The sequence below is a fragment of the Mucilaginibacter sp. P5_A4 genome (assembly GCF_056400605.1).
Genome location: NZ_JBFUKX010000012.1, coordinates 1 through 21,915, shown reverse-complemented (window position 1 = coordinate 21,915; position 21,915 = coordinate 1). Strand labels below are relative to the sequence as shown.

Below are 21,915 nucleotides of genomic sequence, written 5' to 3'. Positions count from 1 at the left end.
TTTTGTTGTATCCCTTACAAAAATTTAACCTTCAAAGTAATCATAAAAAAATGATTTATTAAACTTTTTTTAGGGGGAGTAAGAAGGAGGTTAAAGGTGAAAGGATAAAGGCGAAAGGTTTTTGTAGCTGAGGATGATTATTTAAGAAAGACTTACGAGTTTTTAACTTCGTAAGTTTAGCCAAGGTTCAACTAATGATCCAAAGAAATTTCGCCTTTTAAATACGTAACCGCTTTGCCGCTCATCAGCACGCGGTCGCCTTTTAGTTCGCACCATAGTTCGCCGCGGCGGGCGGAGATCTGGTAGGCATGGAGCTTGTTTTTGCCCAATCTTTTTGCCCAGTAGGGTATCAGGTTGCAATGTGCCGATCCGGTAACCGGGTCTTCGGGGATGCCGGCGCCGGGAGCAAAGAAACGGGAAACAAAATCGGAATTATCACCGGGGGCGGTTGCTATTACGCCTACGGTATCCATTTTTGATAAGGCAAAAAAATCGGGAGTAAGGTCCCTGATGTCCTGCTCGGTTTCGTAAACTATGAAGTAATCCCTCGATCTTAAAAAGGCCAGCGGCTCCTTTTCGCCAAGCGATTCGGCCAGTCCGTTTGGTGGTTCAATTGGTATTGGCGGCCTGGATGGAAAATCCATGGTGTATTTATCACCGTCGCGTTTTACAATCAGGGTGCCGGCTTTTACGGTTTCAAACTGGATGGCATCGCCATCGAAACCCAACTCGGTAAATAATATATGTGCCGATGCCAGCGTGGCATGGCCGCAAAGATCGATTTCGTATTCCGGAGTAAACCAGCGCAGTTTGTAGCCGGTATCTGTTTTTACAAAAAAAGCAGTTTCGGCCAGGTTGTTCTCAATGGCTATTTTTTGCATGGTGTCATCGGGCAGCCAATCTGTAAGCGGGCAAATGGCCGCCGGGTTGCCGCCAAACAGGGTTTCAGTAAAGGCATCGGCCTGGTATATGGGGATAGTCATTGTATTGGGTATATTCTATATGTTAGCTAATATACTAAGTAGTGTTAAGAATTAAGAGCCAGGAATCAAGATTTTTAATTGGAATCAAATTCGACATTTTTATACACGTTATTGCGAGAGCCTACCTATGAGGTGTTTGAAAAAAAAGCCATTTGTCATGCTGAACGTAGTGAAGCATCTATTATTCGCCATGCTTCTTCGCCCTGTACAGCCTGCGAATAGATCCTTCACTCCGTTCAGGATGACAAACCTTTTAAAACGCCATTTTCCCTTCAGCGTTTCGCGAAATTTTATCACTCGCAATGACGGCTGGGAGAAAGTCAATCTCATGTTTTTAACAATTTCCTGGCGACCTCTTTCTTACTCAATCCATAAAACGGAATTTCCGGTATTATGTTCATTTTGTTCATATAATTTATTTCCGGGATCCAGGATCCAGTTACCGTCAACCAAAAACTTATAGCGGTATTTGCCAGGTTTAAGGTTGAGGCTGATGGCCCATTCATCGCCGTTATGATCAAGTAACAGCCCTTCGGGATCCCAGTCATTAAAGTTACCGGCAATATGCACACTTTTGGCATTACCATAACCCTTTAGCTTAAAAGTATAGTTAGGCTTAACTGTTATAAAAGAATTGGTTACTCCTCCTTCCACAACAGTTCGCTTATTCAGCGGATCGGTTATCCAGCTGCCATCAACAATAAATTTGTAGCCATAATTGCCTGCAGGTATTATTAACGGTAATACCCATCCCGTTGCTGTTTTTTTAAGGGCTATCTCGTTGGGTTTCCAGTTATTAAAACTGCCTGCCACATATACCTTTTGGGCCTTTGCGTATCCGTTAAGCTTAAAATTAATGGTTTCACCCAGGTTTATTACCGAATTGGTATGGCCATCAATATCCTTTAACGTTACCGGGTTGGCAGGATCTGTAAACCATTGGCCATCCACCAGGTACCGGTAGGTGTGCATCCCATCGTGCAGGTAAAGTTTAGTTTCCCAGCTGGTACCCTTTTTTTGGAGGATGATAGCGTTGGCGTCCCAGTTATTAAAACTGCCCGCGAGTGTGATCTTATGCGCCCCGGCAAACCCGTGAAGCCTGAAGGTGTGATTATACCGGTAATAAACCGAATTTACATCGTTAAAGCCATCGGGGTGTTGCTGCAGATTGCTCTTGTCGCGCTGCCAGCGGCCGTCAATAATATATTTGTATTCGTATACACCGGGGGCAAGCTTTACATCGGCTACCCAGCCGCTGTCCGTTTTGATCATTATGCCCTTTAAGGTGCTCCAGTTATTGAAATTGCCCGATAGTAAAACACGTTTTGCCTTCAAAAATCCTGGTAAATAAAAACGCGTTAGGCCGGATGGCAGCTCATAAACATTAACCCGCGAGAATTTATTAATGCCAAATGTCTCATCGGCAGGGTAGCCGGGCCGGCTATCGTCATTATTTGAAAGATTGGTGGTTATCAGGAATGGTTTATTTTGTGCGTTAACATTCAGATCGGACAGCGACCTGTTAAACTGAATTGAGTTTATGGAGCGTTTGCTGATATTCCAGCCATCTTTTGTTAAGGCCGAGTAATCGCCTTTTAAAATAGCGGCTGGATTTGCACCTTTTATGCCTGCCGCTTTGAACAGGCTATCTAACTCCTGTTTTGATGAGCGTAGGTCGATCAACAACATTAAATGATCTTTACCTAAAATAAGCGAACTGCGTTTTTGCGCCTTTGCATCAAAAATGAAGCAACTGAGCAACAAAAATATAATAGCGACCGATCTGCACTTTTTCATACTACTGGTTAGTGTAAATGTACATTTCAAATTCTTTTTTCACAAAGTTGATGCTGAATACTCCCCGGATAAAAAAATCATATCCTAAAATTCCATCAACAGTATGCCCGTAAGCCTTGCCCATTTTATCCAGGCTGGTTAGCAATACCCGGTTTTTGATAAATCGCCGGTCGCCAATTTTAAGGGTATCAAAACGGGCGTATATCACCTCGAAAGATGACCCGCCAATCCCGGTGGTTTTAGTACGGTTAAGCACCTGCATGCCGGGTAGCAGTTTTCGTACCCTGTCATAGTCCATCAGGTTGGTTTCGGCGCCGGTATCAAAGGCAAACCATAATGGATTGTTATTGGCTATGCCTTTAATAAATATCACATCATTATAATATTTGAAAGGGGTAACCATCCAGGGTTCATGAAAAATCTTTTCGCCCTGGGGGATATCGCCGTCTTCGTTAAGTTTATGGATATACATCACGTTTCTGAACAGATCTACAGTAATGGTAAACTTGTTAAATAATCTTGTGCCAAGTAGCCCCAATATTTTAATATTGCGGCTGTTTTCAATAGACGACAGATCGGTAACATCGGCAGTAAGCCTGGGGTAATGCAGGTCAAGGATACTGAAATTAAATACATAAGTTGTAAATGAGACGGATGCCGCACCATTTAAGCCTGCCGATTCCTGCTCTGTTACGTGAGGCAGATACCTAAAGTAGGTGGAGTTTAAAATAAGATAGGGTGCGCCGGTATCCAGCACAAAATTGCCTGCTAAAGAATCTATCTGTGCTTCCACAATGATGAGGTTGCCCGCCCTTTTTATGGGGATTACCAGTGTATTGAAATTACCAGACGGATCAGGGTCCGGGTCGCGGATGGCGTTTTTGAAAGTGATGCCGCCTATAGATATTTTATCGCTGCACCGGCCTTTTTGCCAGCCGGCAACAAATAACAATATCATCAAATATAAATACGGCCGGAGCATCACAGGGTCTGTTTGTATAAGTAGACAATGCGAAACGGTTATATGTTACAGCCGGCTATATTTAATTGATGTGGCTTAAATAACCGTAAGCAACCAGCTCATCACGGTGTTTAATGGGCTTTGTATATCCGTTGGTTATTAGTATGATCCTGTCGCTTACATCCAAAATGTTGTAATACTGGTGGTCTGTTAAAATGATGCCCTTCACTTTAGCGCATTTTTTAATTATGGCTTTAAACATTTCTGATTGCAGGGGCGAAATATGGGTAAAAGGTTCATCCAGCAAAATAAAATCGGCCTTGCTGTAAATAACCATCAGGGTTTCCAGCTGCCTCAGTTCGCCGCCTGATAGCTCACCTGCTTTTTTTTCACAATGATTGTTGTAAACCGGATGTGCCGAAAAATCATCCCAAAACCGGTCGTCGATAATGGTTTTTGCCAGGTTTCTAATTTTGATGCCATTGGGCAGATAGTTATGCTGGGGCAGGTAGGCTATGCGCATATTGTGGTACCCTTTTTTGATGTATTCGCCATTGATACTTATATGCTTATAGGCGGGAGTAAGCGTACCGAACATGATGCGCAATAAAGATGATTTACCGCAGCCGTTACGGCCGAGGATGCCCAATACTTCGCCCTGTTTGCATTCCAGGTAAACGTCCTGCAGGATCTTTCTGCCGTCGAACTCCAGTAATACGCTGTTGGTTTTTAGTATAAGAGGTTCCAAATTTTAGCGGATTGTTGATAGTGATAAAAGAATAAAGAAAGCAATAAGGTCGATACTAAACACATAAGCGTACAGGCGACCGATGCCATAACCCGCATTGCGGAAATAGAAGTAGGTTTTTGTTGAATTAAAGTTTAGATATTGGATACCCAGGATAGAAGCATAGCTGCACAGTTTGCACAGGTAAGCAAAAGGAATGTTTAACTGGCCGGAAAATACGTAGTAAATACAGGCGAATGTGGCCAATAAACACCAAACAAGTATCGGTTTATAAAAATACCAGGTGATTTTTAAGGAGTTGGTCATTTAACTAATTATGACAGGTTAGCTAAATAACGGGAATTGATGATTTAAATTTTATGAGGTTGGATTTGTTATATCCCACTGTCAATGACGATCCATTTTTAAACAGCTTCTAGGTTTGCTTTTTTGCGGGGCTACATATTTGTGCCTCCCGAAAGGACAAATTATCATAAATGCAAAAAAGCCACCGGCTATTTACCAATGGCTTTCTTAATATTTGTTAAGGTTGATTAACCTAAGTACGATTTTAAAATTTTGCTGCGCGAAGTATGGCGTAAACGCTGCAGGGCTTTATCCTTTATCTGGCGTACACGCTCACGGGTGAGGTTAAATTTCTCGCCAATTTCTTCTAAAGACAAGGGGTGATTGGTGCCTAAGCCAAAGAATAATATAATGATCTCGCGCTCGCGCTCGGTTAAGGTTGATAGCGACCGTTTGATCTCTTCGGATAATGATTCGTTAATTAATATCGAATCGGTATCCGGCTCATGATTTTCCAATACATCCAGCAAAGTGTTTTCTTCGCCCTGTACAAACGGGGCATCCATAGATACATGGCGGCCTGAGTTGCTTAAGGTATCAGAGATCTTATCAACGGTGGTTTCCAGGATATCGGCAAGCTCTTCCGGCGATGGCTCACGCTCATATTCCTGCTCCAGTTTTGAAAACGCTTTACTTATTTTACTTAATGAGCCTACCTGGTTTAGCGGTAATCGTACAATACGCGATTGCTCGGCAATAGCCTGCAATATCGACTGACGGATCCACCAAACGGCGTAGGATATAAATTTAAAACCTTTGGTCTCATCAAAACGTTTGGCCGCTTTAATTAAACCCAGGTTACCCTCGTTAATTAAGTCGCCAAGTGTTAAACCCTGGTTTTGATATTGTTTAGCAACAGATACAACGAAGCGTAAATTGGTCTTGGTTAAACGCTCTAATGCGGCCTGATCGCCCTCACGTATTTTTTGGGCTAATATTACTTCTTCTTCGGCAGTTATCAAATCAACTTTACCAATTTCGTGAAGATATTTATCCAGCGATTGTGACTCGCGATTGGTAATGGATTGCGTTATTTTGAGTTGTCTCATCTATTTAATAAACCTTTCTATCCGTTGTATTCTGAATAGAACGTATAAAGTTAAAAATTTGTTCTAAAATAAAACATATAATTTGACAATGGCAAGTGAGTGATCTAAATAAAAAAATAAATTTCTTAAAATGATATCCGACTAATATTTGTTGTTTTTCAATAAATAAATTTTGAGTTGCAATGAATTATAATTTTCTTTGGATATAATTTAACGATATGGTAATGAAAAAAATACGTAGTTTACTGGTGGCGGTTTATATAGTATTTGGCTTGTTTGTTCCGGAGAATGTTGCTGCCGGTACACGGGGGTGTTTTAAACAGTGTTATAGTGATGAATTTAACCAGAATGACAGCGCTTTTTCCCCGAGAGCAAAGTTGAATGATGAACGATCCCTGACTATTTAATCATGCCGATAATCATTAACCTGGATGTAATGATGGCAAAACGCAAAATGTCATTAAACCAACTAAGCGATAAGGTGGGCATTACCATATCAAACCTATCTATCCTTAAAACAGGTAAGGCAAAGGCTATCCGTTTGGAAACCCTTGAGGCTATATGTAAAGCACTTGACTGCCAGCCGGGAGATATTTTGGAATATAGATATTTAGGTACTTAGTATCAAGTAGTTAGTATCATGTATCAAGTATAAGGAAAAATGCTTATCTTACCGTTAACGACGCGTTTGTATGGTAAGCTTACAGCTCATTCAGTTTAAACGTGTCCTTTACCCTGATGCCCTTGTCGGTTTGTTGCAGGGTGCAGCATTCGTTCAGGGGATCGTGTTCAAAAAACAGGATGTAATCGTTCTCCGATGCTTCGGTCAGGAACACCTTTTTCTCTTTAAGAGTTGTAAGCGGAAACATGTCATAAGCCATTACATAAGGAAGCGGCAAATGACCTACGGAGGGAAGCAGATCGGCCATGTAAAGGATCTTTTTGCCTTTATAGTTAATCAGCGGCAGCATCATGGCTTCGGTATGGCCGGATACAAAACGGATCTTGAAATCTTCGGTAAAAGCTATGCCGTCTTGGGTAGCGATAAATTGCAGCCGACCGCTTTCCTGTATCGGTAATATGTTCTCCTTTAAAAAGGAAGCCCTTTCACGGTCGTTTGGATTCACCGCCCAGTCCCAGTGTTTAGGGTTGCTCCAGTAAACGGCATTTTTAAAAGCGGGCAAAAGGTTTTCTTCAACCCTAGCTACGGCACCGCCAACATGATCAAAGTGCAGGTGAGTTAAAAACACATCAGTAATGTCATCCCGGTGAAAGCCAAGGGCGGCTAATGAGCTATCTAAGGTAGCATCACCATGCAGGTAATAATGACTAAAAAACTTTTCACTTTGTTTGTTACCAATGCCTGTATCAATTAATATCAGTCTTTTTCCATCTTCCACCAGCAAGCAGCGCATTGCCCAGGTACAAAGGTTGTTGCTATCGGCCGGGTTGGTTTTGTTCCAGATGGTTTTTGGCACCACCCCAAACATAGCGCCGCCATCTAATTTGAAAAAACCGGTATCTATTGTGTGGAGCTTCATATTTTAAGTCAAATTCAAAAGTCAAAATTCAAAAATGGATGAGCAAGTTTATTAAAGGTAATAATAGAAACTATTTTAATTTAAAAGGTAACTTCAAAAGAAAAGCCGGCTGCAACTAAACGACCGGCTTTTGACTTTTGAATTTTTATTTTTGACTTATAAGTGTATTACTTCGTCATAAGCTGCTGCTGCAGCTTCCATAACAGCTTCGCTCATGGTTGGGTGCGGGTGAACCGATTTGATGATCTCGTGACCGGTAGCTTCCAGCTTGCGGGCGGTAACAACTTCGGCAATCATTTCGGTAACGTTTAAACCCAGCATGTGCGCGCCAAGGAATTCGCCGTATTTGGCATCGAAGATCAGTTTTACAAAACCATCTTTGGCGCCGGCAGCACTTGCCTTGCCCGATGCCGAGAATGGGAATTTACCAACTTTTATCTCGTATCCGGCTTCTTTAGCCGCTTTTTCGGTATAACCTACTGATGCAACTTCGGGCGAGCAATAAGTACAGCCCGGAATGTTGTTATAATCTAAGGGATGCGGATTTTGACCTGCAATTTTTTCAACGCAGATAATACCTTCGGCAGATGCTACGTGCGCAAGGGCCTGGCCTTTTACAATGTCGCCTATAGCATAAACGCCTTCAACGTTGGTTTTGTAGTAGTCATCAACCAGTACTTTGCCTCTTTCGGTTTTTACACCTAACTCTTCCAGCCCGATGCCTTCAATGTTGGTAGAAATCCCTACTGCTGATAAAACAACCTCGGCTTCAATAACCTCCGTGCCTGCAGCAGTTTTAATGTTTACTTTGCAAAGCTCGCCGCTGGTGTCTACAGATTCAACATTTGAACTGGTCATGATGTTGATGCCCTGTTTTTTAAGGATGCGGAACAAGCCTTTTGAAACTTCTTCATCCTCCAGCGGAACGATGTTATCTAAAAACTCAACTACAGTTACCTTGGTGCCAATTGAGTTATAAAAATAAGCAAACTCAATGCCTATTGCGCCCGAACCAACTACTACCATTGATTTTGGCTGTTTGGGCAATACCATGGCCTGGCGGTAACCAACTACTTTAACACCATCCTGTTTAAGGTTTGGTAACTCGCGCGAGCGGCCGCCTGTTGCAATTATGATATGTTTAGCGGTGATCTGTTTGGTTGAGCCGTCATTCAGCTTTACTTCAACAACACCTTTCGATTTTAATTTTCCAAAACCGTTAACTACATCGATCTTGTTTTTCTTCATTAAAAACTGCACGCCTTTGCTCATGCCATCGGCTACGCCGCGGCTGCGTTTAACAACTGCAGCAAAGTCAACTTCGCCTGTACCGTTAATTTTAATACCATAATCCTGCGAGTGATTAAGGTATTCAAATACCTGGGCGCTTTTTAATAAAGCTTTGGTTGGGATACAACCCCAGTTAAGACAAATACCACCTAATGATTCTTTTTCAATGATGGCAGTTTTTAAACCGAGTTGTGAAGCGCGGATAGCTGCTACATAACCACCCGGGCCTGACCCTATAACAATTAAATCGTAGTCCATATTTTTAATGATATACTTTGATAACTAAATTTTGTTTTGCACAGATTATAGCGGGATGTATTATTTACCGCAGGCGCTATAATTTTTAAAGGCCCAAAGCTAAGTAAAAACAGGCGAAATGAGAAAACAGAACAAATTGGCAGGGGCCATAAAATATTATTTTTACCGCACCATGTTTCTAACTCAATAAAATAACAGATAAATTACGAATATCACATAATATCTACCTATTTACTTGTATTTATTTGTGAAATAATGACAATATGTTGAAAAATATGCAACAATTGTTAACATAAATTTAACATTGACAATCAGTGTATTACTTATCTTTGCGGCTAATTAACTAAAAGTATAATTAAAAAAAAGCAATTTATGAGGAAGCCTCTACTTCTTTTATTATTATTAACGGGTTTAACATTCCTTATTAACAGGAATGCAGCTGCCCAGGGTGTTACCACCGCCAGCGTTAACGGGATCGTTACCGATGCTAAAGGTGCTATACCAGGTGCAACTGTAACCATCACTCATGTACCTACCGGTACTGTATACCCAACCGTTAGCCGTTCCGACGGTCGATTCAATATCCCCAACTTAAGGGTAGGTGGTCCTTACACCTTTAAAGTAACCTTTGTGGGTTATAAGCAGTTTGTTCAGGACAATATTACATTATCTATCGGCCAGGATCAAAGGATCGCTGCTAAACTTGAAGATAATACTACCAACCTGGGCGAAGTAAAAGTTACAGCTTCTGCAGGTAAAGTAATCAACTCTTCACGTACCGGCGCCCGCGAAACTATCAGCCGTTCACAGATTGAAAATTTGCCAACTGTAAACCGCTCGTTAAGTGACTTTACAAAATTAACCCCATCTGCCAACGGATTGGCATTTGGCGGCCGCAGTAGTAACTTTAACAACATTACTGTTGATGGAGCTTTATTTAATAACTCATTTGGTTTATCAGGTACTTTGGGTGGCCAGGCCAGTTCTCAGCCTATTTCATTGGATGCGATCGACCAGATCCAGGTAGATATCGCACCTTATGACGTTCGCCAGGGTAACTTTACAGGTGCTGGTGTTAATACTGTGGTAAAATCAGGTACCAACGAAGTAAAAGGTACTGTTTATTATTATGGTCGTGGTGTTAGGTTAACAGGTTACCACGCAGGTAATACCAATGTGCCTATTACTCCATTTGATTACCATACAGTTGGTGCTGCCGTTGGCGGACCAATCATCAAAAACAAATTGTTCTTATTTGTATCAGGCGAACAGGAAAGAGTTAGCCAGCCACCTGCAACTACGTATGTAGCAGGCGGTGCGGGATTAAGCGGTTCTAACGTATCCTCAGTTCAGGCAGGCACACTTGAGGCTATTAAAACAAAGCTTGGTGAGTTTGGCTATAATCCTGGTCCTTATCAAGATTATGTTTACAGAACTTCAAGCGATAAGTTAACAGCTAAATTAGACTGGAACATTGACAAAAACAATACTTTGAGCGCTAAGTATTTTTACCTAAAATCGTTTAAAGATCAACCGGCCAGTAACTCAGGCATCAGCAATAGTGATGGTAAAACCGCAGTAGGTTATGGTACCACCCGTGCTCCGGGTCCTAATACCTTACCTTTTAAGGGCTCTGGTTATACAATCAATAACAACTTTAACATCGGTATTATTGAGTTGAATACCCGCGTTAGCAATTCAATGTCAAATAAGCTTACAGTAGGTTATTCGGCATTAAGAGATTACCGCGCGTTTTTAGGTACTGGTTTATTACCTATGGTTGATATTGGTAACGGTACATCAGATGCAAGTGGCAATGTGGTAACCGCTGCAACAGCAACAGCTACCAGCTTTGGTTCTGAATTATATACTGCAGGTAACTTGCTATCTACCAATATCTGGCAGTTTGCTGATGACTTTACCATATACTCCGGTAAACACGAGTTTACAATAGGTACCAGCAATCAAATCCAAAGCTATACCAATGGTTTTGCTCCGGATTATAATGGTTTATATACTTATAACTCTGCTTCTGATTTCATTAACGGTTTACCTGCACAGGCTTATACTTTGCGGTACCCTGCTTCGGGTAGTTCACTACCATTAGCAAAAATCAAAGCTTCTATTTACAGCGTTTACATCCAGGATAAATTCCATGTTACTGATAATTTCAGGTTGACTTATGGTTTAAGAGCTGATTATGACGTATTCCCTACCACTTTGGCGGCAAACAGTAATGCAGCAGCCTTAACTTTCCAGGGCGGTACTCATGTTGATGTTTCTAAATTACCAAAAAACAGGGTGCAGCTTTCACCTCGTTTAGGCTTTAACTGGGATGTTAATGGAGATGGTTCTACCCAGGTACGTGGTGGTTCGGGCTTATTTACCGGCCCTGTACCATTTGTGTGGATATCTAACCAGGCTTCAAACAATGGCTTGTTATTTGGTTCACGTACAATTACAAAAGCAAACGACCCTACCAATCAGCAATTAAAATTCAACCCGGATGTTAATGCAAACCGTCCGGCAAATGCAACTGCCAATACATCATATGAGCTTGATGTTGCCGATCCAAATTTGAAATATCCAAAAATCTGGAGAACAAATCTTGCCGTTGATCAAAAATTGCCTGGTGGTATCATTGGAACTATCGAAGGTGCTTATACTAAAGATATCCGCGCTATATATCACCAAAACTTAGTGCTTTCTGATGGCTTCAGCACATTCGCTGGTCCGGAAGGTCAGATACGTTACGATGCTAAAAATACAACGCCTGCTGCAGCTGCGGCTACCGCTGCCAACCCATCAATCACAGGTCTTTATTACATGAGAAATACCAGTAAAGGATTTTCATATTTTGTGACCGGTCAATTGCAAAAAAACTTTACAAATGGTTTTGGTGCAAGCGTAGCTTATACCTACACCAAATCTAAAGACGTAAATGACGGTGGTTCAACCGCAGGTACTATCTGGAGCACAAGATATGTTGCAGGTAATCCTAACACCGATAACTTGTCAAACAGCTCATATGTTCAGCCAAACCGTATTATTGCTACAGTATCTTACCGTAAGCAATATGCGCAAAACCTGGCAACTACTGTAGGTCTAATATTCGAAGCTTCTAATAACGGAGCAATATCTTATATTACAGCTAATGACCCTAACGGTGATGGTGCTACCAATGATTTGATGTTTATTCCTAAAAACCAGGGAGACATTATACTAACCCAGGCGCCTACAGCTGCTAACGGAACCGTAGATACACGTACACCGGGTCAGATATGGACACAGTTAAATAACTTTATTAACCAGGACAATTATCTTAGCCAGCACAGAGGTCAGTTTGCTCAAAGGAATGGTGCAATATTGCCTACCTATAAAAGACTTGACCTGCATTTTGCCCAGGACTTCTTTATCAAAACAGGTAAAGTAAAGAATACGTTAGAAGTTACTTTTGATGTAATCAACTTTACCAACCTGTTAAACAGAAACTGGGGTTTACAACAAGTTTCATATAGCGGGTTTAACAACGGTGCAACAACTGTGTTAAGGTACATGGGTAAAGATGCAACTACTGGTAAGGCAACTTATTCATTCCCTTATCTTGATGCAAATAACGCCATTCCGGTTACATCGTCATACAAAACTGATATCAGCCAGTTTTCTCGTTTCCAGGCTCAGATTGGTGTACGTTACATATTTAATTAATAACGTTTTATCATATAACACAACCCCGGTTAATCAATTGACCGGGGTTTTTTTGTGAAATAAATTTTACCCTTTATAAGTTTTAAACAACCTATCCCATATGGTAGTGTAAAACCCATAATTATAATGGATGTTTAAGTGATGATTATGATGAAATGACGATGTACCCAGGTATCTGAAAGGAATAGCTTTCCTGATAGCGGCCGGAATGGGCTCGATTCCTAAATGGCCCATAATGCCAAAAAAAACATTTGCGGTAAGGTAAATCAAAACCGCATAAAAATTAAAGCTGAGCAGGGCGATGATAATAAGCCATAGTGAACCAAAGCCAATGGTTTCTATAGGATGCAACACAAAAAGATCAATTGGGATAGGATCGGCGTAATGATGGTGGAAACGATGGATAGCTTTATAAATAGCAGAATGGTGGATGAAGTAATGAAAAATAAACATGGCCAAATCCATCAGCATAAATAAAACCATAAAATCAAACAGGATAAACCAATTAACTTCAAAGCTCATCACGATATACCCGTGCTGCCAAAGCCGGAAACCGGCATAGGTTATAGCTGTGTTGATGGCATTGGTGAGCAGGCAAGTTAATACCTCATTGCGCGAGGTTGCTTTTACCGGTTTTCGGTTAAGTTTGAGTACAAGGTAACCAAAGGCCAGGGCCATTGCGGTAACCAGTAGGTTTTCGGCCAAAAATATAACCCATAAATTAAATGGTGGCTGTGCCGAAAGGAACCTGAGCATATGAATTGTAGATTTATAAAAATAAATCTACTCAATATTATTCGTACTCAAACACCCCAAACTCCGATGTTACGGTTACTTTTTTAGTATCGGCCTTTTCAACCCGGCCAATGATCTGCGCATCAACACCAAAACTTTTAGAAATGTTGATCAGGTCTTCAGCAATTTCTGCCGGTACATACAGTTCCATACGGTGGCCCATGTTAAATACCTTATACATTTCCTGCCAGCTGGTTTTTGATTCCTGCTGAATAAGTTTAAACAGGGGAGGCACAGGGAAAAGGTTATCTTTTATCATATGCAGCTCATCAATAAAATGCAGTACTTTGGTTTGCGCGCCGCCGCTGCAATGCACCATGCCGTTTATTTTGCTGCGGTATTTATCTAATATAGCCTTAATAATTGGGGCATAAGTGCGTGTGGCACTTAATACCAGTTTGCCTGCTGTTACGCTTTTCCCGTTGCCGATGTCAACCAGGTCGGTAAGGTTTTTACTGCCGCTGAAGATGAGATCATAAGGGATGGCCGCATCATAACTTTCGGGATATTTATCGGCAATGGTTTTATTGAACACATCATGGCGTGCAGATGTAAGGCCGTTTGAGCCCATACCACCGTTATATTCCTTTTCGTAGGTTGCCTGCCCGTAGCTCGCCAAACCCACAATAACGTCGCCAGGCTGAATGCGGTGGTTGGATATCACATCTTCACGCTTCATGCGGCAAGTTACCGTAGAGTCGACTATAATGGTGCGTACAAGGTCGCCAACATCGGCAGTCTCCCCGCCGGTTGAGTAAATGCCAATACCGGCACCGCGCAGTTCGCTTAAAATTTCTTCGGTGCCGTTAATAATGGCGGCAATAACTTCGCCCGGTATCAGATTTTTATTACGGCCAATGGTTGATGATAGCAGGATATTATCAGTAGCGCCTACACAAAGCAAATCGTCGAGGTTCATGATGATGGCATCCTGGGCAATACCGCGCCATACCGAGATATCGCCGGTTTCTTTCCAGTAAGTATAAGCCAGTGATGATTTTGTGCCCGCGCCATCGGCATGCATAATATTGCAGTACTCAGCGTCGTTGGTCAATATATCGGGTACTATTTTACAAAAGGCTTTAGGGAAAATGCCCTTGTCAATGTTTTTAATAGCATTATGTACATCATCTTTGGAGGCAGATACACCTCTTTGATCATATCTTTGCGAAGAAATCATGGGCAAATATAAATTAATCAAACACGAATCTCAAATAAGCGCGAATTTCACGAATGGAAACGAATTATCACGAATTATTGAAATTGAAGATCGCAAAGGGGGATTGTAGCGAATGATTATCAAATTGTATAACTTGCCAATACTTGAATGGAATTGGTGCTAATTCGTTTCCATTCGTGAAATTCGTGTGTATTGAAATTCGTGTCTATGCTTAAATCCCTCTCCGATAAAATAAACCGCTGGCGCCTGAAACGTAACAGTCAACGGAACTTTTTAATTTACTGCAGTGTTTTTGTTGGTTTTTTTGGTGGCCTGGCAGCCATTGCGCTAAAGTTTTTAGTGCATTTTATGGAGGATGTGAGCCACCGCATTTCATCGCACTTGTATTACCATATAGCTTACGTTTTTTTGCCTGCACTGGGTATCTTCCTGGCTGTAACCTGGCAGCATCTTGTTAACCGCGATAAAATACAAAAGGGGATAGGCAGTATCCTGGCCAATATCAAAAAGAACAGATCGAACATCAGGGTAAATAATATTTATTCGCATATAGTAACAAGCTCATTAACGGTAGGCTTTGGCGGCTCGGCCGGTTTAGAGGCGCCTATTGTAGCTACCGGTGCTGCTATAGGCTCAAACATTGGCAGGTTTTTTAAGCTTACGCCTTATGAAAAAACGGTATTGCTGGCTGCAGGAGCATCGGCAGGGATAGCCGCGGTATTTAACAGCCCTATTGCCGGGGTGCTGTTTTCGTTAGAGATATTAATAGGCGAAATCACCATCCCCACGTTTATTCCTTTATTAATAGCATCGGCAACCGGCGTGGTAGTATCCAAATTATTATACTCGGGGCAATTGTTTCATTTGGTTACCGAAGGCTGGGTGGTGCCTGCAATTCCTTTTTACATTTTGCTGGGCCTGCTTAGTGGCTGGATGGCTATATACATTAATAAAGTAGGGGGTAAACTGGAGGGCGGTATCCTGAAAAAGCAAAACCGTTATGTGCGGGCACTTTTAGGCGGCTTGTTTCTTGGGCTTATTATTATGGTATTTCCGCAGTTATTTGGCGAAGGTTACCAATACCTACGGGCCATTTTAAATGGCAACATTGATGCGCTAAAGGATGAATCGTTATTTTCCGGCTGGCTATCCAACCAGTGGTTAATGCTGGTATTTATTGTAGCGCTGGTTTTTATGAAAATTATAGCCAGCGGTATTACGCTTGGTTCTGGTGGTAACGGCGGCTCGTTTGCGCCTACCATGTTTACCGGTGCATTTTTAGGTTTAGCAGTGGCCTATGGGGTAAACCTTACCGGGTTGGTACATTTAAATACAAGTAATTTTATAGCAGTTGGTATGGCCGGTGCTTTAAGCGGCGTAATGCATGCCCCGCTTACCGCCATATTTTTGATAGCCGAAATTACGGGCGGCTACGTGTTATTTATCCCGCTCATGATTGTATCATCCATATCATACATCATATCGCGTCTTTCATCGCCCCATAATATTTACTGGCAGCACCTTATTCACGAAAAAGATATCCATCCGGGCCAGGATTACAGCATGTTAAATGCTATAGCTCTGGACAGCATCATCAACAAAAAATACACCGCGATTGATAAGCAAACAACGGTTAATGATTTTTATAAGATCCTGGCTAAAACTGATGCCAACATATTCCCGGTATTAAAGGAGGATGGGCGCCTGGAAGGAGTGGTGCTGATAGATGATATTCGCCGGCGCCTGTTTAACCAGGAGATTGCCGATGATACTATTGCCGATATTATGACTGCCGCGCCAACCGTAATTGATTATGATCAACCAGCCAGTACCGTAATGGAAACTTTCGATGCTATTGATGTATGGCAGCTGCCTGTAATAAAGGATGGCCTGTTTATAGGTTTTATATCTAAATCGACGCTGCTGAATAAGTATCGCCAGGTAATTATTGAACAACATAAAGCGAGTGACCTGTTTGCGTAAGCATAAATACGGATTTGATTACACACTAATTTCGCGGATTAAAACGGATGACAATAATTCAGCCGGTTCTTACGATTCGATGAGATCAGCGGCATCTCCTGATTTAAATAGATTCGGAATATTCGACAGTTTTTAAGAAACAAATTGTTGCTTAGCGGCTTAGCGAATGATTACTTATATTTACTTTGCTTACAAAGTGGGGACTTAAGCTATGGTCGAGATATTTCAGAATATTCGTAAAATATATGATTTTGTAGCGCCTTGTGAAGAATTGGCCAATTACATTGAGTTTTTCTCTGAGTCATCTTTAGCTAAAACCCGGCAATATTTCCAAAACGAACATTTCTCTGTTAAAATGTTTGCCAGCTGGACACCTACTTTTTATATCAATCTTGGTGCACCTTACTATATTGATTTGGCACATTCACGTTACCTGGTGAAGGCATGTGAGGATATTCTGATACTAAGAAACAATACGGTTGAACGTCACAATCAGCCTGCAGATAATATTTTTACCGTTAAATTTTATCCGGGTGGTTTAGAGGCGATTTTAGGTTTAAACCAAATTACCCTGGCAGATAAGCTTATTAATTTAGCGCAGATTTTACCCGGCAGTTTATTAGCCCAATTAAGGCAGCCTATTGTTTTTGAAGAACGGATAAACCTGATGCAGCAATATCTTTTAAATGCCTGCAGGAAAAACAGCCATAAAGATCATTACCTGGGGATGGTGAGCGATGCAATAGGCGAGTACCAGGCTACGGGCATGCAATTAAATACATCGGCCGTAGCCGGACGGCTATTTATCAGTTCTAAAACTATCAACCGGTATTTTCATCGAACCGTGGGTATTTCTCCGAAAAATTATTTTTCGATATTGAGGGCGCGGGCAGCTTTAACCCAATTTATAAAAGCCAAAAACGGCTTTGTCCCTTTTGATTATGGTTATTATGATATGAGCCATTTTTATAAGGACGTGGTAAAATTCACCGGGCAAAAATTAACAGACAACCAACTGTAAATTGTCCGTTTTTTACTTTCTTTAGGTAGTTGTAATGTATTTCTTTGTGTAAATTGTTATTATCAATGAAATCACTTGCAATTACTTTTCTGCTATTCCTCGTTTTTGTTCGGGGTGCAAACGGTCAAACCTACCAGCCTGTTATAGAGCAAGCCGTTTCTGCCATAAAATATGATACGCGTTTAATTGCTAAATATGGCTACCTGGTTGTACCCGAAAACCGGCAAAGACCACAGGGGCGCAAAATAAAGATACCTTTTTTGTTTATCCGCAAACCCGATCAGGACGCTAAACGAAACATTTCCCTTTATGCAACCGGCGGCCCTGGTTATAGCACTATTACCGGCCGCGATAGTATTGGTTATAACTCCGGGTTTTTAAAGTTTGGTGGGTTTATTTTTTTCGACCAGCGGGGAACTAAACTGGCGCAGCCTTGCCTGGATTGCATGGATGTTAATGAAGCTGTTAAAACAAGCTACAGAGAGGGGTTAAATAAAGACAGCCTGGTGCTTGCAGCAATAAAGCACTGCCATGACAGGTTTGCCGCTAAGGGCATTGATCTTTCTGCCTATAATACCGAAGAAAGCGCAGAAGATATTAACGACTTGCGCCTGGCCCTGCACCTGGATTCGCTTAATTTGATAGGGATATCCTACAGCGGAGGATTGATGCTAAACGCGGCGCGCAAACATCCCGAAGGTGTGCGCGCCTTAATACTTAACTCGCCGTTACCAGGGTTTGCGCGTTATGAAGAAGATGGCTTACTAAATATCAATGAAGCATTGGAGCAGGTATTTGCCAACTGCGAAGCTGATTCGGCAGCAAAGCCTGCTTATGCAAACCTAAAGGCGCGCTTTCACCAGTATTTTACCACGGTTAGCGGAAAAAAGTTCACGCTTAATTACCTGGAGAAAGGTGGGCACGATAGTTTAAAAATCAGCTATAATAAAAATGACCTGCTGGATGCCGTGGTCAATCGCTTAAACAGCGGCCAGGTGAAATCCGTACCGGCTGTTATTAATGATATCATTAGCGGCAAACACCAGGCCTATATTCGCGAGCAAGTGGATGGCGCGTTTGGCGGTGATCAGTCGGTATCATTAGGCATGCGCTATTCAGTGTATTGTACCGAGCAGATCATGTATTCAGATCCGGCTTTAGAAAAACAGCAGCACGATATATTGCCCTGGCTGGCCGGTTACCCTTTTAATGACGTAACCCATGCCATATGCGATTGCTGGAAGGTAAAGCCCGAACCCAGAATAGTTAAAGCGCAGGTATATTCTGCCATCCCGGCGCTTATATCGGCCGGGGATATTGACCCTTGGTGCCGGCCATTTTATAACAGGCTGATTAAACGTTATATGCCAAATGCGCGGTTACTGATAATACATAATAAAGGGCATGCGCCGGGCTACTATGTTGATGGGGTCGATTATCTGCAATTGTTTTTGGAACATCCAAATACTAAACTTGTATCCCGGTCAAAAGACCTGATTGTGGAGTAAGCGGGAGTGCTTTATGGATAATTATTAAAAATGGTTTATCAAAACAAAAAATGCCGCTAACTCATAAAATTAGCGGCATTTTTATATTTTAACTCATTGGTGAAAATTCGCCTTTATTCGTGAAATTCGTGCCTATTTAATAAACAACAACTCCCTGAATTTTGGTAACGGCCACAATCTATCGTCAACAAGTTGCTCCAATTTATCTACACGGTAACGGATAGGCGCAAAGAATGATTTTACTTTTTCATCATATTCAATGGCGCGCTGACGGATATCTTCAATAGCATTGGCTTTTTTACGCTCATCAACCATTTGTTCTACATTGGTTTTAATAAAGTTTACATGTTCGGCTATTTTGTTGATAATATCAAGCTGAGCTTCGTAGGTTGATGCAGCAAGGCCAAGATCTTTTAATCCCTTTACATTCTCAATAAGTTTGGTTTGATAGCCAACAGCTGCCGGTATAATAACGTTTAAAACCAGCTCGCCAATTACGCGCGCCTCTATCTGTAGTTTTTTGTAAAAGCTATCTAGTAAGATCTCATGACGTGCATGGGCCTCGCGGGGCGTAAACACGCCTGTTTCGGCAAACAGGATCTCCGATTTTTCTGACAGGAGTGCATCAAGCGCTTTAGGGGTTGTTTTTATATTGGCTAAGCCGCGTGCTGCCGCTTCTTTTTCCCATTCGTCGCTATAGCCGTTGCCTTCAAAACGTATGTTTTTTGATTCTTTGATGTATTTTTTAATTACGATCAAAAGGGCAAGGTCTTTCTTTTCACCTTTTTTTATCAGCTTATCAACATCGTACTTGAATTTTTTAAGCTGATCTGCAACAATAAGGTTTAATATGGTCATTGGGCTGGCCGAATTGGCCGATGAGCCAACTGCCCTCAGCTCAAACTTATTGCCTGTAAATGCAAAAGGCGAAGTGCGGTTACGGTCGGTATTATCGGGCAATATCTGCGGAATCTTGGGGATGCCCTGCCATAATAAGTTGTCCTCTTTTATTTTTTTGCTGATCCTGGAGGTTTCTATCTCATCCAAAACATCGTTTAACTGGCTGCCCAGGAAAATGGATATAATGGCGGGGGGCGCCTCGTTGGCTCCCAAACGGTGGTCGTTATTAACCGATGCTATAGAAGCCCTTAACAGGTCGGCATGCTCATAAACCGCTTTTATGGTGTTCACAAAAAAGGTAAGGAACATCAGGTTGTTCTTAGGTGTTTTGCCCGGCGATAACAAGTTTTTCCCCGTATTGGTTATTAACGACCAGTTGTTGTGTTTCCCTGACCCATTAATACCTGCATACGGTTTTTCATGCAGCAATACCTTAAAATTATGCCGCCTGGCTACACGGTCCATCAAATCCATCAGGAGCTGATTGTGATCAATGGCCAGGTTTATTTCCTCATAAATAGGTGCGCACTCAAATTGCGATGGCGCAACCTCGTTATGCCGTGTTTTTAACGGGATACCTAATAATAAAGCTTCGGCCTCCATATCCTGCATGTAGGCGTATACCCGCTCAGGTATCGAACCAAAATAATGATCTTCCAGTTGCTGGTTTTTGGCAGATATATGACCAAAAAGCGTACGGCCGGTTAAATACATATCGGGGCGTGCGTTAAACAAGGCAATATCAACCAAAAAATATTCCTGCTCCAGGCCCAATGAGGCGTTTACCTTTTCAATTCCTTTATCAAAGTAATGGCACACATCAACAGCCGCTTTATCCAGCACGCTTAGTGCCTTTAATAAGGGCACTTTGTAATCAAGAGCCTCGCCGGTGTATGATACAAATACAGTTGGGATACATAAGGTACGCGCCATTAAAAACGCGGGCGACGAAGGGTCCCAGGCTGTATAACCACGGGCCTCAAAAGTATTGCGGATACCGCCGCTCGGGAAGCTGGATGCATCCGGCTCCTGTTGAGATAAAGCATCGCCGCTAAAGCGTTCAATTGCGCCTCCATCAGCGGTGGGCTCAAAAAAAGCGTCGTGTTTTTCGGCGGTTGTTCCGGTAAGGGGTTGAAACCAGTGGGTATAATGTGTTGCCCCTTTCCCTAATGCCCATGATTTCATGGCCGATGCTATCTGTTCTGCCAGGTCGCGGGGGATGGGTTCACCTTTTTCAATAGAGTTTACTATACCCTGGTATGCCTCTGTTGAAAGGTATTCTTTCATTTTCTTTTTATCGAAAACATTGGCGCCAAAATAATCGGAGATTTTTGCAGCAGGTGGTTTAACTTCAGGGATGGTTCTGTTCAGAACATCCTGCAGTGCTTGAAATCGAATGTTGGACATAATTATATGCGGTTTAATATAAAGGCAAAACCAAAAATAGAACTATCCTTTAAATATGCATCAAAATTTAATGAAATATATAGAAGGAAGTGATAAAGGCCAGCCGGTTCAATAATTTGTTTAAATATAGAAAGTGAATTTTAAATGCTGATTATGTGTAAAATTTACTTTTTGCGCTGATTTTTTCACATTTTTTGCTCAAAAATGAAAAAAAAATCCATTTTGTGCTTTAAAATGCTTAATTTCTATTTTTAAATTGGCTTTGTATGTATTTATGACATTTTTAAATTTAAAATTCAATAAAACTTACTGTGTTTTTAAGTTTAAATTACGATTTCAATAATTTTTATGATTTTTATTATGTTTTTTTTGTTAAAGATTTGTTATTGTTAAAATATCTACCTAATTTCATGAAATAATTTATAGAAACCGTGTAAATAT

The 21,915-nt window shown here is 41.5% G+C and carries 17 protein-coding genes; 6 read left to right on the top strand and 11 right to left on the bottom strand.

The genetic code is table 11. The annotated features are described in order from the left end of the window. Positions 1–191: 191 nt before the first annotated feature. The 6 genes from AC1DQW_RS09665 to AC1DQW_RS09640 form a co-directional block, all read right to left on the bottom strand. Positions 192–983 (bottom strand): PhzF family phenazine biosynthesis protein, encoded by a 792-nt coding sequence (locus AC1DQW_RS09665; protein WP_477453887.1) that lies wholly within the window; start codon positions 981–983, stop codon positions 192–194. A gap of 360 nt (positions 984–1,343) precedes the next feature. Then, on the bottom strand, positions 1,344–2,780 hold the full coding sequence (locus AC1DQW_RS09660) for a hypothetical protein (protein ID WP_477453886.1): 1,437 nt from the start codon (positions 2,778–2,780) through the stop codon (positions 1,344–1,346). 1 nt (position 2,781) lies between these two features. Continuing rightward, positions 2,782–3,738, bottom strand: coding sequence for a pepsin/retropepsin-like aspartic protease family protein (locus AC1DQW_RS09655; RefSeq protein ID WP_477453885.1), 957 nt, complete (start codon positions 3,736–3,738; stop codon positions 2,782–2,784). An 85-nt stretch (positions 3,739–3,823) separates the two neighbouring features. Beyond that, complete coding sequence (locus tag AC1DQW_RS09650; protein WP_477453884.1) at positions 3,824–4,489, bottom strand: ATP-binding cassette domain-containing protein; 666 nt, start codon at positions 4,487–4,489, stop codon at positions 3,824–3,826. A gap of 3 nt (positions 4,490–4,492) precedes the next feature. After that, positions 4,493–4,795, bottom strand: a complete 303-nt coding sequence (locus AC1DQW_RS09645) for a hypothetical protein (protein ID WP_477453883.1) — start codon at positions 4,793–4,795, stop codon at positions 4,493–4,495. Positions 4,796–5,022: 227 nt separating this feature from the next. Beyond that, complete coding sequence (locus AC1DQW_RS09640; protein ID WP_295719838.1) at positions 5,023–5,883, bottom strand: sigma-70 family RNA polymerase sigma factor; 861 nt, start codon at positions 5,881–5,883, stop codon at positions 5,023–5,025. 224 nt (positions 5,884–6,107) lie between these two features. Here AC1DQW_RS09640 and AC1DQW_RS09635 point away from each other — a divergent pair, with 224 nt between their 5' ends. Then, positions 6,108–6,290 carry a hypothetical protein gene (locus AC1DQW_RS09635; RefSeq protein ID WP_477453882.1) on the top strand — a complete coding sequence of 61 codons (183 nt, stop codon included), beginning with the start codon at positions 6,108–6,110 and terminating at the stop codon, positions 6,288–6,290. A 2-nt stretch (positions 6,291–6,292) separates the two neighbouring features. Beyond that, positions 6,293–6,505, top strand: coding sequence for a helix-turn-helix domain-containing protein (locus tag AC1DQW_RS09630; protein WP_477453881.1), 213 nt, complete (start codon positions 6,293–6,295; stop codon positions 6,503–6,505). A 79-nt stretch (positions 6,506–6,584) separates the two neighbouring features. Here AC1DQW_RS09630 and AC1DQW_RS09625 read toward each other — a convergent pair whose 3' ends face one another. Beyond that, a complete protein-coding gene (locus tag AC1DQW_RS09625; protein ID WP_477453880.1) occupies positions 6,585–7,424 on the bottom strand; it encodes an MBL fold metallo-hydrolase in 840 nt (279 codons plus the stop codon). A 156-nt stretch (positions 7,425–7,580) separates the two neighbouring features. Continuing rightward, complete coding sequence (gene lpdA, locus AC1DQW_RS09620) at positions 7,581–8,972, bottom strand: dihydrolipoyl dehydrogenase (RefSeq protein WP_477453879.1); 1,392 nt, start codon at positions 8,970–8,972, stop codon at positions 7,581–7,583. A 372-nt stretch (positions 8,973–9,344) separates the two neighbouring features. On the opposite strand from lpdA, the gene AC1DQW_RS09615 reads away from it, so the two are divergent. Continuing rightward, entirely contained in the window at positions 9,345–12,680 is a 3,336-nt protein-coding gene (locus AC1DQW_RS09615) for a TonB-dependent receptor (protein ID WP_477453878.1), read from the top strand. A gap of 66 nt (positions 12,681–12,746) precedes the next feature. Here AC1DQW_RS09615 and AC1DQW_RS09610 read toward each other — a convergent pair whose 3' ends face one another. Both AC1DQW_RS09610 and AC1DQW_RS09605 read right to left on the bottom strand, forming a co-directional pair. Beyond that, positions 12,747–13,436, bottom strand: coding sequence for a sterol desaturase family protein (locus tag AC1DQW_RS09610; protein ID WP_477453877.1), 690 nt, complete (start codon positions 13,434–13,436; stop codon positions 12,747–12,749). Between the two features lie 37 nt (positions 13,437–13,473). Next, the gene (locus tag AC1DQW_RS09605; protein WP_477453876.1) at positions 13,474–14,655 is read right to left on the bottom strand and encodes an AIR synthase related protein; all 1,182 of its coding nucleotides are present in this window, start codon (positions 14,653–14,655) and stop codon (positions 13,474–13,476) included. A gap of 207 nt (positions 14,656–14,862) precedes the next feature. On the opposite strand from AC1DQW_RS09605, the gene AC1DQW_RS09600 reads away from it, so the two are divergent. The 3 genes from AC1DQW_RS09600 (at position 14,863) to AC1DQW_RS09590 (ending at position 19,167) form a co-directional block, all read left to right on the top strand. Beyond that, positions 14,863–16,638 (top strand): chloride channel protein, encoded by a 1,776-nt coding sequence (locus tag AC1DQW_RS09600; RefSeq protein ID WP_477453875.1) that lies wholly within the window; start codon positions 14,863–14,865, stop codon positions 16,636–16,638. 211 nt (positions 16,639–16,849) lie between these two features. Beyond that, the gene (locus tag AC1DQW_RS09595) at positions 16,850–17,659 is read left to right on the top strand and encodes an AraC family transcriptional regulator (protein ID WP_477453874.1); all 810 of its coding nucleotides are present in this window, start codon (positions 16,850–16,852) and stop codon (positions 17,657–17,659) included. 65 nt (positions 17,660–17,724) lie between these two features. Continuing rightward, positions 17,725–19,167: an alpha/beta fold hydrolase gene (locus tag AC1DQW_RS09590; protein ID WP_477453873.1), complete on the top strand. Its 1,443-nt coding sequence runs from the start codon at positions 17,725–17,727 to the stop codon at positions 19,165–19,167. A gap of 132 nt (positions 19,168–19,299) precedes the next feature. Here AC1DQW_RS09590 and AC1DQW_RS09585 read toward each other — a convergent pair whose 3' ends face one another. After that, positions 19,300–21,474: a glutamine synthetase III family protein gene (locus AC1DQW_RS09585; protein ID WP_477453872.1), complete on the bottom strand. Its 2,175-nt coding sequence runs from the start codon at positions 21,472–21,474 to the stop codon at positions 19,300–19,302. Between the last annotated feature and the right edge of the window lie 441 nt (positions 21,475–21,915).